Here is a 16875-nt window from a genome sequence, read left to right as displayed (position 1 = left end):
ACATCACATGCCTAGCTTGCAAAATATCCCATATACTAAGGCTGATAAAAAACAAAAAATAATTTTTAAGGATCAATCCATTAGGAGCGTTACGAACCGTAACTCTCCATCTGGACGCGCTACAATAAATAGAGCATTTTTGCGTCCAGCTTCACGTAATTTATGAATACGTTTTTTAGCCTCATCAATTGTTGTGATAGAACTCTGATTGATATCAACAATCACTTCACCAACGCGAATACGCTTTTTATCCGCTGCACTATTTTGTGCAACAGATGTCACCACTAGTCCTCGAAGTTTATCTGAAATTGAATAACGATGACGCAAATCCTCCGTCAGTTCAGATAACGTCATTCCCATAAATTGCATTGTCACGTTTTTCGACAGATCTTGATTTTTTTTATCATCAACTTCTTCTTCTGTATCTTCATTTGGATCTGTTTCAATCAAACGTCCAAGCTTAACTTTTACTGTTTCTTCTTGCCCATTCCGTAAAATAGTAACATCCACCACCTTTCCTTCTGAACTTTCTGCAACTAAACGCGGCAAATCACGTGCATGCTTAATTTTGGAATTACCAAAAGAAAGAATAACATCTCCAGTTTGTAACTGGCTATTATCTACATTATTTTCTTCCGTCTGTTCTATTTTACCAGCCACCAATGCTCCCACAGCATTGTCCAATTTTAAACTTTTTGCAATATCCTCTGTTACCGGCTGAATACGAATAGCCAACCAACCACGTCTTATTTCTCCAAAATCACGCAATTGATTAATAACAGAAAGAGCCATATCCGATGGAATAGCAAATCCAATACCGATAGATCCTCCCGAAGGTGAAACAATTGCTGTATTAATGCCAATGACTTCACCATTTCTATCAAATAACGGACCACCAGAATTGCCCCGATTAATTGCTGCATCTGTTTGAATAAAATTATCATAGGGACCAGCATTAAGATCACGGTTACGCGCAGAAATAATACCAACCGTCACACTTCCACCAAAACCATAAGGATTACCAATAGCCATAACCCAGTCACCAATACGTGCTTTTTCTGAGTCACCAAAACGCACAGCTTTTAATTTTTTACTTCCTGCATCGACTTGAAGCAACGCCAAATCAGTTTTGCTATCCTTTCCAAGAAGCTTTGCCTTTAGTTTTGTACCATCCGTAAAATTAACTTCAATATCATCAGCATCAACAATAACATGATAATTTGTAACAATAATCCCCTTTTGCGCATCAATCACAAAACCAGACCCTAAAGAACGCACCTTTTGAAATTGACTATCTTTTTGAGCATCCTTGGGTGTAAAAAAATCACTAAAATATTCCTCCAGCAATGAATCTTTTGGGATAACGGGTACCGAGGTATTTTCATCCTGTTCTGTTCCTTCAACAGTCTGTGCCGTGGAAATATTCACAACTGTTTCCAAAAGCTCAGAAGCTAAATCAGGAATAGAAAGCAATGCCTCGCTTGTCTCTGCTCCCCAAGACAAACCTGACCCTGATAGAAACAAAGTCACACAAAAAACAATTCTTGTGATAAAAAACTTTAAAAACGTATTTTTACTCACGACACTTCTATCCATGACATGCCTTTAATCAAAGATGCAAAGAGCCCCACTAAATTTATCTACATAAAACCAGCACGGCTCGATACTCTCTACCACTTTTACCATAAAAGAAAATGGTCACAGATCATTCTTTTCATGCAAAATCTCGTATCTGCAATCCATTATTTTATCTATTCTCTCCCGATTTTGGATCAGTTTTACTAATGCCAGTATTCATTGTCGGTAAGAATGCTTTATTTGCCTGCGGCGGATTACGAAAATAGAAAAAGAAATCCTCATTTGGAGAAATCACCATCGGTGTTTTCTCTAAATTCTTGTATTGTTCCATCGCCAACCAAAAATCGTAAAAAGACGGATTAGCCTCCCTCGCACTCAATAAAAGACGAATACTTTCAGCCTGACCTTCACCACGAGTAATTTCAGCATCACGCTTTGCCGCTGCTACAATTTCTTCATATTCACGATTAGCTTCTGCTACAATACGATCTCGCTCTTGTTGACCACGAGCACGGATATTTTCCGCAGCAGCTTCACGTTCAGCTGCCATTTGCCGATAGACATCTTCTGAAACAGCATCAGTCAAATCGGTTTTACGAATACGCACATCAACAATGGTAATACCCAACGAACCTGCATCTACAGAAAACTGCTTCTGTACTTCAGCCATCATCGCGCCTCGTTCATCCGATAAGGCTGCTTTAAATTCTCGCTTACCATAAACAGCACGCAAAGCGTCAATAAACCGTGGTGCAAGGTTTTCACGTGCCGCAATTTGTGGACGCCCAGAAGCAATGCGCTGTAAAAACAACTTAGGATCTGTAATACGGTAAATAAAGAACGCATCCACCTCATAATACGCACCACCACGAACCTGTACAGATTGTGTAGGAACATCGTAACGCAATAACCGATTATCAACAATGATCATCTTATCGATAAAGGGCGCCTTGAAATAGATTCCAGGATTAGATTCTACCTGAACAATTTGTCCAAAACGCTTAATTGCTACTTGTTGACGAGGATAGACGATAAATACGGACATCCACAAAATCATCAAAACAAACACTATAGCACTAAAAACAAACAAAAAGCGAGATTGCTGCATAATTAATCTCCTCCAGAAATACGAGAATCTAAGAGTAACGCAGGACGCGCTGATGTTGCCTTTACTTTTTCCGATGACTTGCTACGCAACAATTCGTTCAAAGGTAAATAAGGCACCGCTGGAGAATTTGCCTGATCAAGAACCAGCTTATTTGGTGAAGAAAGAATCCGCCCCATCGTCTCCATATAGAGACGATAGCGAGCAGCTTCTGGTGAAATCGCAGCCTCACGAGCTATCGCCTGAAAACGTTCAGCACGCCCTGTTGCCTCTTCAACCATTTGTGCCTTTTCACCTTTTGCGATTTCCCGTGTGCGTGAAGCTTCACCATTTGCTAAACCAATTTTCGTAAAACGCACACGATTCCCCTCTTCAATCATTCTTCCACGTTCCTGCTCCGCCTGCTGAACAGAATTAAACGCAGCAGCAACCTTTGTCGGAGGAGCAGCTTCACTGATAGACACACGGCTTATTTCAACACCAAGTTGATATTTATCTACAGTCAACTGAATAATCTTTCTGACGTCATTAGCAACTTCTTCTTTCTTGTCACGTAAAACATCATCAACCGGCCGCGAACCAATGACCTCACGCATTGCACTCTCAGCAACTTGGCGGACTGTTCCCTCTTGATCATTCACATTGAATAAAAACTGACTAGGGTATGAAATCCGATAGTAAACGGAAAAATTAACATTAACGATATTCTGATCACTTGAAAGCATTAAGCCATCACTTTGTTGCGCCTGACCAGGCTTCCCACCAATCGCAATTGTTTTTTCCGTTAAAGGTACTTTCATATAGGTCTCAATTGGCCAAAAATGAAAATGCAACCCATCACCAATAATGCCTTCTTTAGGGATGCCAAAGCGCAACTCTACCGCTTGTTCATTTTGCTGAACAATATAAATTGACTGGTATAGCCAAAAAAACACAATAAGCAGAAGGAATAAAACAGAAAAACTGCTTCTCCCGAATTGTTTAAACTGATCCTGCCCTTTGCGCAAAATATCATTAAGATTAGGACCATTTTCGCCACCATTACCGCCACCAGAACCAAAGAGATTCTTAGCTGGTGTTTTTTTGTCACCACTGTTTTTATCGCCACTCCACGGGCCACCACCATTTTGATTTGTCCAGGGCATTATCACCTCTTTAACTGATTACCACTACTCGAACACCAACCATTTGCTTGATCTTATAGGGTGTCTCTTACCTCATTACAATACAACTGATAACCCCTTCCACTTCATATTACAAAAAATTATTTCCGCTCATAAACAACAAAACGTGTCGGATGACTATCTTTATCCCCTTTTGGAATATCTTGTGTTTGCACAATAGTCCACTTTTCTTTATCAAAAACAGGAAAAAAACTATCACCTTCTATAGAAGCTAAAACTTCTGTAAGAAATATTTTATCAGCCATATGCAACCCTTGTTGAAAAATTGCACCACCACCAATAATAAAAATTTCCTCTACATCATTTTGAGAAGCAACGCTTGTTGCAAGAGAACAAGCTTGCGATAAAGAGTGAGCAACAACAGCCCCCTCAGCACAAAAGGTACAATCACGCGTAATGACGATATTTGTACGCCCTGATAAAGGTCTCCCGATAGAATCCCAAGTTTTTCTTCCCATAATAATGGGCTTACGCAACGTCAAAGCTTTAAAGCGTTGCAAATCCGTCGATAAATGCCACGGCATTGCACCTTCACGACCGATAACACCATTTTCTGCAACAGCAGCAATTAAACAAATGGAAATCGTCATATTGCTACCGGCGCTTTAATATGAGGTTGTGCTTCATAATTAAGCAACTCAAAATCCTCAAATTGAAAAGAAAAAAGATCTGTTACCGCTGGATTTATGCGCATACATGGCAAAGCATTTGGTATACGAGACAATTGATATTTTGCCTGTTCAAAATGATTAGAATAAAGATGAGCATCTCCCAGAGTATGAATAAAATCGCCTACTTTAAGACCGCTTACTTGCGCAATCATCATCGTTAGCAATGCGTAGGATGCAATATTGAATGGAATACCTAAGAAAATATCCGCCGAACGCTGATAAAGTTGACAAGATAATTTACCCTCCGCAATGTAAAATTGAAAAAGACAATGACACGGAGGTAACGCCATTTCCTCTATTAATGCAGGATTCCAAGCTGATACAATCAAGCGACGAGAATCTGGCGTTTCCTTAATCATCGTTAAAAGATTGTTAATTTGATCAATATGGCGTCCATCAGGAGCAGGCCAAGAACGCCACTGATAACCATAAACAGGACCAAGATTTCCCTTTTCATCAGCCCATTCGTCCCAAATCGACACACCATGCTCTTTCAACCAAGCGATATTTGTATCGCCTTTAAGAAACCACAAAAGCTCATAAATAATTGAACGTAAGTGTAGCTTCTTTGTTGTCAACAACGGAAATCCTGCTTGTAAATCAAAGCGCATCTGATACCCAAAGATAGATCGCGTGCCAACACCCGTTCGATCTGTCCGATCAATACCCTGATTTAAAACATGAGATAAAAGAGCAAGATATGACTTCATAGGGCTATTATGTCCGATTCTTCTCATTATAGAAAATAAAAACTGTAAAATCCGTACAAACATAATTCAAATCTTTTTCCAAAAACATCTTACACAAGAAATTATCATGATCTGACTAAATTTTTGATGCAAAAGATAAAATACTATAGACAGCTTCTAAAAAAATGACATAAATGAACAAAGATGGATAAACATCAAATAAAGGGATCGACTATGGAAAAACAAGAAGCTTTAAAACCACATGATACAAGAAAACGTATCTGGGCTATCGTGTCCAGTGCATCAGGTAATCTAGTAGAATGGTATGACTTTTATGTTTATTCCTTTACATCTATTTATTTTGCATCACAATTCTTTCCCTCAGATGGCAATGTCGTTACGCAACTTTTAAAAGCGGCTGGTGTCTTTGCTATTGGTTTTCTTATGCGCCCAATCGGCGGATGGCTTTTTGGCTTCATTGCCGATCGTTACGGACGCAAACGCTCAATGCTTATCTCTGTTTTTATGATGTGTGGTGGTTCGTTCTTAATCGCCCTACTTCCTACCTATGAAACCATTGGAGTGGCAGCAGGAATTCTTTTACTTTTACTCAGAATGCTTCAGGGGCTTTCTGTCGGCGGTGAATATGGTACAACAGCAACTTATATGAGCGAAATCGCCCTCAAAAATCGCCGTGGATTTTTTAGCTCTTTCCAATATACCACACTGATTGGTGGTCAACTTCTAGCCAGTCTCGTTATATTCATTTTAGCGCTTTATCTCACCGAAGATCAGCTAAAAGCGTGGGGCTGGCGTATTCCATTTGCTATTGGTGGATGCGGCGCAATTGTTGCGATTTATCTACGCCGCACACTCCATGAGACAACGACCAAAGAAAGTCGTTCTAGTGCACAAGCTGGTAGTATTAGGGGACTTCTGAGCAACCACCGAAAAGCTTTTTTTCTAGTTATCGGCTTTACCGCTGGAGGATCGCTCACATTTTACACCTATACGACTTACATGCAGAAATATCTGATCACAACCACCGGCTTTGATAAACATACAGCCACAACTATAATGACTGCTGCACTCTTTGTTTTCATGTTACTCCAACCCCTCTTTGGTTCTCTCGCAGATAAAATTGGAACAAGAACTTCTCTCCTTATTTGGAGTGTCTTATCTATTATCTTTACCATTCCTGGACTTAATATGATTGGTAATACTGATAGTACATGGATTGCTTTATCAGTCATTACTGGAATGCTCTGCATTATGAGCTTTTATACATCTATCTCTGGCATTGTAAAATCAGAAATGTTTCCCGCTTCAGTACGAGCGATAGGAGTTGGGCTCTCTTATGCTATTGCCAACGCACTGTTTGGCGGTTCTGCTGAATATGTCGCGCTTGGATTAAAAGATCTTGGATATGAATCTGTCTTCTATTTTTATATAACCGGCATGATGATTATTGCATTCATTGCTGTTCTCTTAATGCCAGATGCTCGCAAAAAAGGGTATTTACAAGGAGACGATATTCATTAACCTTTAATGTTAACAAACAAGGGTTTCAACAAAAAAAGCAAAGCCCAGTATTCTGGGCTTTTTTATATTCTTTCCAATAGAAGTTTAAAGCTCACAGTTTTTTATCCCTTCAAACACTCTAAAGAAGCAATGTTCCCTCCTACACACGCCGCTTATAAAAACAAATGGCTTCATATTATTATGTAATAAATACTTCTTTTGCTGAATTTAATTCACTGAAGATAAAAAACTTTTGATTTATTTTAATATTCCCATTCCCACTCAACGTTGAAGAAAAGTGATTATCTTTCAAGAAATTTTATCAATAATAAAGATTACACTCATGATTTTGTTTAATACGTTCTTAATAGTACCCCCTCATGCAAAACAAATCCTTTCATGAAAAATAGAAAATACCATTATATTATGAATTCGCACACTTTTTTGAGAAACATTTCTCAATGCACCCAACTCCATTTCACAACGGCACCCGTGAATGACATAACGTAAAAGCCCCGTAAAGTATAAACATGGGCATCACTCTCTTTACACTTAATAAAAGTGCAAGCCGCTATCATTATACTATTGAGGAACTCTTAATATTGTACTCCCCCTTAACACTTAAGATCATTCCTAAAAAGTATTTTAACTGATACACCAACCTCGCATGCAATAGTCAATAACATCATTTTACGAAACAACATCAAGCATATAAACTAAAGAGTATCATATCTTCATAAGCACTCTGCATATGCAAATAATTCACAATCAAACAAAAAATAATATTTCCTTAAGGATAGTAAAAAGCGCATAATTTACGCAATATAACAACACCATAAGCCCAAAACAGCACTGATAGCTCTAGAAAAAATCTTTATGTTTCTCTGAAAAATTATCATGGTACAATGGCGTTTTTATAATGCACATCGTAAATAGCTTTAAAAAGAAGAAAAGTTATAAATCTAAAAGGGGAATACTTCATGAATAATCAAACAACTTTAGACCCACATGATACAAGGAAACGTATTTTTGCTATCATGTCCAGCGCATCAGGAAATCTGGTAGAATGGTACGACTTCTATGCTTACTCCTTTGCATCGGTTTATTTTGCCTCACAATTTTTTCCTGAAGATGAAGATATCGTTACACAACTGTTAAAAACAGCAGGAATCTTTTTTATTGGCTTTCTTATGCGTCCAATTGGAGCATGGCTCTTTGGATTCATTGCGGATCGTTATGGACGTAAACGCTCAATGCTTATTTCTGTTTTTATGATGTGTGGTGGCTCTTTTCTCATTGCCATACTTCCCACTTATAAAACCTTGGGAATAGCAGCAGCATTCCTTCTCCTTTTTGTCCGTATGTTTCAAGGACTTTCCGTTGGAGGTGAATATGGTACAGCAGCAACTTATATGAGCGAAGTTGCACCCAAAAATCGTCGCGGGCTCTTTGCTTCTTTTCAATATGCAACAACGATCTCAGGTCAACTTCTCGCAAGTTTTATAATATTTATTTTAGCCCTTTACCTTACTGAAGATCAGTTAAAAGCGTGGGGATGGCGTATTCCTTTTGTGATTGGTGGCTTTGGAGCAATCGTTGCAATTTATCTGCGTAGTTTGCTCCATGAAACAACAACCCACAAAAGCCGCTCTGAAAAACATGCTGGTAGTCTTCGAGAACTTTTTCGCAATCATAAAAAAGCTTTCTTTTTGGTTGTTGGCTTTACAGCTGGTGGATCACTCACATTTTATACATACACTACTTATATGCAAAAATATCTGATCACAACCACCGGCTTTGATAAACAAACTGCAACAACGATAATGACTGCCGCCCTCTTTATTTTTGTGCTACTCCAACCCCTTTTTGGTTCCCTAGCCGATAAAATTGGAGCAAGAGCTTCACTCATTAGTTGGGGGCTATTATCCATTATCTGCACTATCCCTGTACTTAAAATGATCGGTAATGCCCATAATCCATGGACAGCACTCTTAATCATTATTGGAATACTCTGTGTTATGAGTTTTTATACGTCCATTGCTGGTATCATAAAAGCAGAATTGTTCCCTGCTTCAATCCGAGCAATTGGTGTTGGATTTGCTTTTGCCATTGGCAACGCACTCTTTGGCGGTTCTGCCGAATATGTAGCGCTTGGATTAAAAAATATGGGATACGAATCTGTTTTCTTTTTTTACATAGTTGGTATGATGGTCATTGCACTCATCTCTATTCTTCTTATGCCCGATATAGATAAAGGAGGATATCTCGATAAAGACGATAGACTTCATTAAACTTATTTTCTGGATAAAAAAAAAGCCCAAGAAATTGGGCTTTTTTTATCTCCTCTCCATCCTAACAAAGAACGAAAATTCTGCCCCGCATTCGTCTTACAAACAACTCAGTTTCTCTTAAATTGTCTATAGTTACTGCCCTCTTTATGTAATTTACTTGATAAGATTCTATAGGCAAGCCCTACCCTAAATATTTATCATGATATCTGAAAAACACCTCATACGGAAAACCTTATATGAGCCTTACCTCCCCCTCCTAAATAATGATGTGTGGTGATACAACAAGATAAGCAAGGACACAAAATCCCCTTTTACATTATTTAAGCTTTATGAAATGTCTTCAGTTTTTGGGCTTTCTGCTCATAAAGACCATCTCTTCTATAATCTTCCGGTATGCCAATAATTGCATTCTTCTCATAAAGTTTAAAGGTATCTTGATCTACTTTTCAATGTTCTCTCCCTTTAAATGCAACGTGATAACTTTTTATTCTATAACACAAGTAAAAATCTTAAAACGAATGACAACATAACTCTAATAAATCATCTTAAAGAGTTTCCCTAAGAAATTATTATAATACAATTGAATTTTTCTGGAAATCATAAACAATTATGTTTAGAAAATATAAAATATAAATCCAAAAGGGGAACAATTCATGAAAAATGAAACAACTTCAGCATCACAGGATGCAAGAAAACGTGTTTTTGCTATTATAGCAAGCGCATCAGGAAATCTCGTAGAATGGTATGATTTTTACGTTTACTCATTTGCATCAATTTATTTTGCATCACAATTCTTTCCCTCCGATGGTGATACGATTACGCCACTGTTAAAAACCGCGGGTGTGTTTTTTATTGGCTTTCTTATGCGCCCTATTGGAGCTTGGTTTTTAGGATTTGTCGCCGATCGTTATGGACGTAAACGCTCGATGCTTATATCCATTTTTATGATGTGTGGTGGCTCTTTTTTCATCGCCATACTTCCCACCTATGAAACCTTAGGAATAACATCAGCAATCCTTTTACTTTTAGCTCGAATGATGCAAGGACTTTCAGCGGGTGGTGAATATGGTACAGCAGCCACTTATATGAGCGAAGTTGCTCTCAAAAAACATCGTGGGCTTTTTGCTTCTTTCCAATCAGCCACCCTTATTACAGGTCAACTTCTTGCCAGCTTCATTATATTTATTCTAGCATCTTATCTCTCTGAAGATCAGTTAAAAGCATGGGGATGGCGCATTCCTTTTGTGATTGGTGGTTTCGGGGCAGTGATTGCGATTTATCTGCGTCGTTCTCTCCACGAAACAACCACGAAAGAAAGCCGCTCTCACAAACACTCTGGCAGTCTTAAGGAACTTCTCACCAAGCATACAAAAGCCGTTGTCGTAATTGCATGCTTTGCATCAGGAGGATCACTCACATTTTACACCTTTACGACTTATATGCAAAAATATCTAATCACAACCACCGGCTTTGATAAACATACCGCAACAACGATTATGACAGCTGTACTATTTATTTTCATCCTATTCCAACCCATAGCTGGTATCATAGCCGATAAAATTGGAACAAAAACTTTACTTATCATTTGGAGTATACTCTCTGTCATCTTTACATTTCCTGGACTCTGGATAATCGGTAATACGCATAGTATATGGGTTGCCTTTTCCGTCATTATTGGCTTGCTCTTCATTATGAGCATGTATACATCCATCTCTGGTGTCGTCAAATCAGCAATGTTTCCCTCTTCAATACGCGCATTAGGCGTTAGCATCTCTCATGCCATTGGCAACGCCTTATTTGGTGGTTCTGCTGAATACGTCGCGCTTGGATTAAAAAAGTACGGTCATGAATCACTCTTTTATTTTTATATAACCGTCGTGATGATCATGGCATTCATTGCTCTTCTCTTTGTCCCGAGTATGCGTAAAGGAGGCTACCTCCAAGAGGATGAAAAACATTAACCCTTTTTATCAACGAAAAAGCCCAAGAAATTGGGCTTTTTTTATCATTATCACAAATTTAATATTGTTTAAATTTTATGAAGTGCATTAAGGTGCTTAGCAACTAGATAATAAAAAGTCAGTCGACTTTTTCTACGCTCTCCAGACATCATCTCAGCCACTTTTGAAACAGCCATTTTAGCACTCTTCTCATCGGCTTCTAAAACATCTTGAACCCATTTTTCAACACGTTCTAACTCTTTTGGATCCGATGTAGCAACAAGCGCTGCATCCTGCTTTTTCATCACTAAAGCTAAACGACGGCTAAGTCGTTCTACTGCTGCTTCATCGGGATTTGAATCATATAGTTTAATATCTGCTAAATTATTTGTCATTTTGCATCATCTCCTCTCCAAAAATGAGCGGACTATACTTTACAGCCGCATCATATAGCTCCATAAATAATTAGAGGATTAAAAATATTAACAACCCCCCCTTTTCCTAAGACTGTTCTTCATCTATATTTAGAGGGCTGGTTTACCAGCTATGGTAATAAATGGACGGTGAAATAAACCTATTGGACCCGGGGGCGGTACCCGGCGCCTCCACCAAAATATAAGAAACCAAAGTTATATTTTGGTGGGGGCGAAATAGGATCGACAAGGGTGTAAAGATCGCTCTTTTACTCGGCATTGTACCACCGTTATCGGGCTAAATGAGTAGTTGCAAATGACAACTATGCGGAAGCACGTCTCGCCGCTTAAGGTGGTGTGAATGTTTCAATTTGAGCCTTAAACCGTCGCAGGTTTAAGCGGGGTTCGGAGGCACCTGGCAACAGAAGCCTTCACTTTTTTAAATGTTGTTGATTGATCTTTCAGACGTTATCAGACATTATTTACCATAGAGTTTCGTATTTATTCGATTTATTGAGGTGCATCGTAGAAAAAATACTGCTAATTTAAAATATATTCTGTCACACAATATCAATACGCCCCATTCTGCTACGTGAAATAAAAGGAATAAACTTCGATGGTTAAAGATCAAATCCGTTACGATATTCTCGTTCAGGATGCGCTTCGTGGAGTTATCCGTAAAGTTTTATCGGAAGTTGCCAAAGCAGGTCTTCCGGGAAATCATCATTTTTTTATAACTTTTTTGACAAATGCCCCAGGCGTTAAAATTTCTCCTCGGCTAAAAAATCGCTATCCCGAGCAAATGACAATCGTCTTACAACATCAATTTAGAGATCTCAGTGTTTCAGAAACAGCTTTCGAAGTAACCCTCTCTTTCAGGGAAATAACCGAAAAGCTCGTGATTCCTTTTACTTCCATTCAGGTCTTTTATGATCCTGTAGCAGCATTTGAAGCAGCATTTGATCTGCCCTCAAATCTGACCTCTGGAGAAAGTGAAAATTCAGAAAATACCTCAACTACGCCCATTACCTTATCAAACAAACAAAAAATAGAAAATACGCTTACAAAAGAACAAAATCTCAGTACAAACAAAGAACCTTCAAATAACGATGCAAAACAAAGTCAAAGTGCTGATGTTGTCTCTTTAGATTCCTTTCGGAAAAAATAATTTTTCTCATGACTGAATTGATTAATCTTCGCCAATTTCGAAAACAAAAAAAACGTACAGAAAAATCTCTTCGTGCTGAGCAAAATCGTTATCGTTTTGGACGAACAAAAACTGAAAAAAATTTTGAGCAACAAAAATCTTTAAAAACGCAAAAATTTCTTGATCAAAATCGTTTACGAAACGACGAATAAAGGTGGAAAAATGCACGAAAATAATTCTATCGATTGGTCAAAAGTCATTCCACGAAAGATATCTGTTCGCGTTGATGGACACGCAACAAGCGTCTCTTTAGAACCACCATTTTTAGATATTCTAAAAGATATAGCCCGCCAAAAAGGACAATCTTTAGCCTTTATTATCACCGATATTGATAGCAAAAGACCACAACAAGTAAATCTTTCGGCTTCGTTACGCGTTTATGCCCTTCAAAGCGTTCTCACCCAACGCCTTTAATGTTTGTGCTTATTTTTTACGTTCTCTTTCTGTCTGTTCAACTGAAACTGTTGTGACTTTTTAAGAGAAGTTTTTTTAATCTAGAACTTCAATAAAAAAAAGACTACAAAAGAGAGATAATGAGTAATTTTTCTGATCACACCATACCTTTCTTTGAAGAAGATTCCCCTCCAGACCATGATAAGAAGAGCTCTGGTTTTTTCTCCCATACTCTAAAAGAACAAAAATCATATAACACAGATTATTTAGAACAACTCAATCCAGAACAGCAACAAGCTGTTATGAATACTGAGGGACCTCTTTTAGTTCTTGCAGGTGCTGGTACAGGAAAAACGCGCGTTTTAACAACCCGTATTTCTCACATTTTACGCTCTGGACTTGCCTCTCCTCAGCAAATACTTGCTGTCACTTTCACCAACAAAGCAGCACGTGAAATGAAAATACGTATTGGTGAACTTATTGGAGAAGTTGTTGAAGGTATGCCTTGGCTTGGAACCTTTCATTCCACTGGCGCTAAAATTTTACGCCGTCACGCAGAGCTTGTTGATTTAAAAAGAAACTTTACAATTCTCGATAGCGATGATGTTCTTCGACTTTTAAAACAGCTTATTCAAGCTGAAGGATTAGACGATAAGCGTTGGCCCGCACGAAACCTTGCCATGATGATTGATTCTTGGAAAAATCAAGGACTTTCACCAAAACATATCTCAAAAAGTGATGCTCATTCCTTTGGTAACGGCATGGGACGTGAACTTTATCACAATTATCAAAATCGATTAAAAGATCTTAATGCTTGTGATTTTGGTGACCTTCTACTTCATTCTATCTCTATCTTCCAACATAATCCAGATATTCTTCGCGAATATCATTCTCAATTTCGTTATATTCTTGTCGATGAATATCAAGATACAAATACAGCACAATATCTTTGGCTTCGCCTTTTGGCCCAACATCCTCAAGGTCAACATGTTAATCTTTGTTGTGTTGGCGATGATGATCAATCCATTTATGGATGGCGTGGTGCAAAAGTCGAAAACATATTACGTTTTGAAAAAGATTTTCCTTCTGCTAAAATTATTCGTCTAGAACGCAATTATCGCTCAACATCCCATATTCTCAAAACCGCCTCCCATCTCATTGCTCATAATGAAGAAAGGCTGGGAAAAGTCCTTTTTTCTGCTCAAATAAAGAGTGAGGAAGAAAAGGTAAAAATTCATTCAGCATGGGATTCGGCAGAAGAAGCACGAGCAATCGGAGAAGAAATCGAACGCGCACAACAAACCGGTCATGCATTAAATCATATGGCTATATTGGTACGCGCATCATTTCAAATGCGTGAATTTGAAGATCGCTTTGTAACACTTGGCCTTAATTATCGCGTCATTGGTGGTCCTCGTTTTTATGAGCGAATGGAAATACGTGATGCCATGGCTTATTTACGCGTTGTTGTCCAACCTACTGATGATTTAGCTTTTGAGCGTGTTATTAATACACCAAAACGCGGCATAGGAGATGCAACCCTGCGCATTCTTTATGAGAGTGCACGTGCACGTGCTGTTCCTCTCTTTTCTGCTGCCGCTGACATCATTGAAACAGATGAATTAAAGCCTAAGGCACGCAGTGCGTTACGAAGCCTCATTGAAAGCTTCCGCCGCTGGCAAAATATGCTTCAAGACACTCCTCATAGAGAACTTGCCGAGATCGTCCTTGATGATTCTGGTTATACAACCATGTGGTTAGAAGATCGCTCACCAGAGGCTCCTACAAGACTAGAAAATCTTAAAGAAATGATTCGTTCCATGGAACAATTTGAAAATCTTCAAAGTTTTTTGGAACATGTTGCACTCGTTATGGAAACGGAAAATAATGAAAATATGGATGCAGTCAACATCATGACACTTCATTCAGCCAAAGGACTTGAATTTGAAACAGTTTTTCTTCCAGGTTGGGAAGAAGGACTCTTTCCCCACCAACGCTCATTAGATGAAGGTGGACGTTCAGGATTAGAAGAAGAACGGCGCCTTGCTTACGTAGGTCTAACAAGAGCAAAAAAACATTTGCATATATGGTTTGTATCTAATCGAAGAATTCATGGACTTTGGCAACCTGCTCTTCCCTCCCGTTTTCTAGATGAATTACCAGCAGAACATATAGAAGTTGTAGAAATGGAAACATCCTATGGTGGTTATGGAAAATCTTCCTTTCAACATCACGATTCCTTTTATACTGACTATGCAACAGCAAGACAAAAGCGTGCACAAAAAAACAAGAATATTGAAGGGAAAGTTATCTCTCAATCAATCTCTCATGCACCATCAGATTTTTCTGTCAATGATCGGATTTTTCACATAAAATTTGGTTATGGTCATATTACAGCAATAGACGATCATAAATTGACAATAATGTTCGAAAAAGCCGGAGAAAAGCGTGTACTAGACAATTTTGTAAACAAAGCTTAATTACAAGTAAACCACGATCAGTTTTTTCAAGAAACCACTTTATTTTATTCTGAATGTCATTTCCATTTACGAACAAAGGCTTCAATGGGCAAATTTTGCATATCAGGCAATGCGTTGTGAATTTTATCAAGCGGCCAATCCCACCAAGCCATATCTAAAAGGCATTCTATCACATTATTGGGAAAACGCATCCGCAACCGTTTAGCAGGCACCCCAACGACAATCGTATAAGGCAAAACATCTTTCGTTATAACAGCGTTCGCGCCAATGATAGCGCCATGACCAATAGTCACCCCAGGCATAATAACCGCACCATATCCAATCCACACATCATGCCCAATAATAACACGTTTTGCACAACGCCTTTCACGAAAACCACTATCTAATGCCATATAACGAAAATATTCGTTTGGACGATAGGTTATTTTATGCGTTGAAACGCGCTCCATAGGATGCTCCAACGCATTCATTCGTACATGAGATGCAATAGAACAAAAACGCCCAATATCGCTATAAATAGCCTCACTATTACGTTCTAAATAAGAAAAATCTCCAACGGTTACATCCCGTAAAATCACCCGCTCATTAATTTCCACATAGCGCCCTAATTTACAACCATGCAGCCGTGCCGTCGTATGGATACGAGGCTCACTTTCATGAAACCGAAGATCGTTCTCAATATTCATGCATCTTTCACCAATGTTTCATCATAGATATGGAAAGACATACCAATCAAGCCAATAAAATCAACCATGAAACACACATTGCAAAACAAACCTGCCGATGTTACAATTTCTCGATCTATTTAAGAGAGTCAAACTATGAAAAATGTAATACGCATCTTGGGGCTGACAATCATATTTCTTGCAGGTGTTTTTATTTATGATACGCTGACAAATAAGCCTTTAGGTGATAACTTTACTCTCACTGATTCTAATGGAAAAAATATTACTGAGGCTGATGTTCGAAGCAAGCCTTCAATAATTTTTTTCGGCTTCACTATGTGTCCTGAAAGCTGCCCTACCACACTGATGAATCTTGATCGATGGCTTACAGCCCTTGGGCCTGAAGCTGATAAATTAGGTATATGGTTTGTGACTGTTGATCCTGAACGAGACACACCAAAAGTACTCCATGATTATCTCAGTAATTTTAACAATAAAATTGTTGGCATCAGCGGAGATCCTGAAAAAGTTCATAAAATGGTCAATTCTTTCAACATCGTTGCTGAAAAAGTCCCTGAAACAGATGGAAACTATACATATAACCATACAGCAGCAATTTTTTTACTCAAAAAAGGTGGAAAATTAGCTGGCGTTATCCGTTATGACACGAAAGAAAGCGATAGCGAATTAAAAGATGAAATCGCCATTGAACGGTTAAAAAAACTCATCTTAAACTAA

15 protein-coding genes and 1 other RNA gene are annotated in these 16875 nt (G+C 38.4%); 9 read left to right on the top strand and 7 right to left on the bottom strand.

Features of this window, described 5'->3' with window-relative positions; translation table 11 throughout:
• Window positions 1-72: 72 nt before the first annotated feature.
• The 5 genes from ACFIKN_RS08005 to ACFIKN_RS07985 all read right to left on the bottom strand — a co-directional run bounded on the left by ACFIKN_RS08005 (window position 73) and on the right by ACFIKN_RS07985 (window position 5248).
• On the bottom strand, window positions 73-1596 hold the full coding sequence (locus tag ACFIKN_RS08005) for a Do family serine endopeptidase (protein WP_375658199.1): 1524 nt from the start codon (window positions 1594-1596) through the stop codon (window positions 73-75).
• Between the two features lie 151 nt (window positions 1597-1747).
• Window positions 1748-2686 (bottom strand): protease modulator HflC, encoded by a 939-nt coding sequence (hflC, locus tag ACFIKN_RS08000; protein ID WP_375658198.1) that lies wholly within the window; start codon window positions 2684-2686, stop codon window positions 1748-1750.
• A gap of 2 nt (window positions 2687-2688) precedes the next feature.
• Window positions 2689-3828, bottom strand: a complete 1140-nt coding sequence (hflK, locus tag ACFIKN_RS07995) for an FtsH protease activity modulator HflK (protein ID WP_273790756.1) — start codon at window positions 3826-3828, stop codon at window positions 2689-2691.
• Between the two features lie 119 nt (window positions 3829-3947).
• Window positions 3948-4457: a dihydrofolate reductase gene (locus ACFIKN_RS07990; RefSeq protein WP_273790757.1), complete on the bottom strand. Its 510-nt coding sequence runs from the start codon at window positions 4455-4457 to the stop codon at window positions 3948-3950.
• Entirely contained in the window at window positions 4454-5248 is a 795-nt protein-coding gene (locus ACFIKN_RS07985; protein ID WP_273790824.1) for a thymidylate synthase, read from the bottom strand. The genes ACFIKN_RS07990 and ACFIKN_RS07985 overlap by 4 nt, the downstream gene beginning before the upstream one ends.
• Before the next feature lie 213 nt (window positions 5249-5461).
• On the opposite strand from ACFIKN_RS07985, the gene ACFIKN_RS07980 reads away from it, so the two are divergent.
• The 3 genes from ACFIKN_RS07980 (at window position 5462) to ACFIKN_RS07970 (ending at window position 11000) form a co-directional block, all read left to right on the top strand.
• The gene (locus tag ACFIKN_RS07980; RefSeq protein WP_375643461.1) at window positions 5462-6769 is read left to right on the top strand and encodes an MFS family transporter; all 1308 of its coding nucleotides are present in this window, start codon (window positions 5462-5464) and stop codon (window positions 6767-6769) included.
• Between the two features lie 959 nt (window positions 6770-7728).
• Window positions 7729-9039: an MFS family transporter gene (locus ACFIKN_RS07975; RefSeq protein ID WP_375658197.1), complete on the top strand. Its 1311-nt coding sequence runs from the start codon at window positions 7729-7731 to the stop codon at window positions 9037-9039.
• A 653-nt stretch (window positions 9040-9692) separates the two neighbouring features.
• Window positions 9693-11000: an MFS transporter gene (locus tag ACFIKN_RS07970; protein WP_273790760.1), complete on the top strand. Its 1308-nt coding sequence runs from the start codon at window positions 9693-9695 to the stop codon at window positions 10998-11000.
• 68 nt (window positions 11001-11068) lie between these two features.
• Here ACFIKN_RS07970 and ACFIKN_RS07965 read toward each other — a convergent pair whose 3' ends face one another.
• Entirely contained in the window at window positions 11069-11374 is a 306-nt protein-coding gene (locus tag ACFIKN_RS07965; protein ID WP_273790761.1) for a DUF2853 family protein, read from the bottom strand.
• A 97-nt stretch (window positions 11375-11471) separates the two neighbouring features.
• Here ACFIKN_RS07965 and ssrA point away from each other — a divergent pair.
• From ssrA to ACFIKN_RS07940, 5 genes are all read left to right on the top strand, one after another.
• Window positions 11472-11828: a transfer-messenger RNA gene (ssrA, locus tag ACFIKN_RS07960) on the top strand.
• A gap of 180 nt (window positions 11829-12008) precedes the next feature.
• The gene (locus ACFIKN_RS07955) at window positions 12009-12560 is read left to right on the top strand and encodes an SspB family protein (protein ID WP_375631167.1); all 552 of its coding nucleotides are present in this window, start codon (window positions 12009-12011) and stop codon (window positions 12558-12560) included.
• 8 nt (window positions 12561-12568) lie between these two features.
• Entirely contained in the window at window positions 12569-12751 is a 183-nt protein-coding gene (locus ACFIKN_RS07950) for a DUF4169 family protein (RefSeq protein ID WP_273790763.1), read from the top strand.
• A 10-nt stretch (window positions 12752-12761) separates the two neighbouring features.
• Window positions 12762-13013, top strand: a complete 252-nt coding sequence (locus tag ACFIKN_RS07945; RefSeq protein ID WP_273790764.1) for a ribbon-helix-helix domain-containing protein — start codon at window positions 12762-12764, stop codon at window positions 13011-13013.
• 119 nt (window positions 13014-13132) lie between these two features.
• Window positions 13133-15472, top strand: a complete 2340-nt coding sequence (locus tag ACFIKN_RS07940) for an ATP-dependent helicase (RefSeq protein WP_375658196.1) — start codon at window positions 13133-13135, stop codon at window positions 15470-15472.
• A gap of 56 nt (window positions 15473-15528) precedes the next feature.
• Here the strand turns inward: ACFIKN_RS07940 and ACFIKN_RS07935 are convergent, their stop codons facing one another.
• Complete coding sequence (locus ACFIKN_RS07935; protein ID WP_375643457.1) at window positions 15529-16158, bottom strand: DapH/DapD/GlmU-related protein; 630 nt, start codon at window positions 16156-16158, stop codon at window positions 15529-15531.
• Between the two features lie 135 nt (window positions 16159-16293).
• Here ACFIKN_RS07935 and ACFIKN_RS07930 point away from each other — a divergent pair, with 135 nt between their 5' ends.
• Entirely contained in the window at window positions 16294-16875 is a 582-nt protein-coding gene (locus ACFIKN_RS07930) for an SCO family protein (RefSeq protein ID WP_273790767.1), read from the top strand.

Source organism: Bartonella sp. CL436QHHD, from assembly GCF_042195105.1.
Taxonomy (GTDB): Bacteria; Pseudomonadota; Alphaproteobacteria; order Rhizobiales; family Rhizobiaceae; genus Bartonella.
Note: the sequence above shows the minus strand (reverse complement) of the source record. Positions and strands in the feature narration are given on the sequence as shown.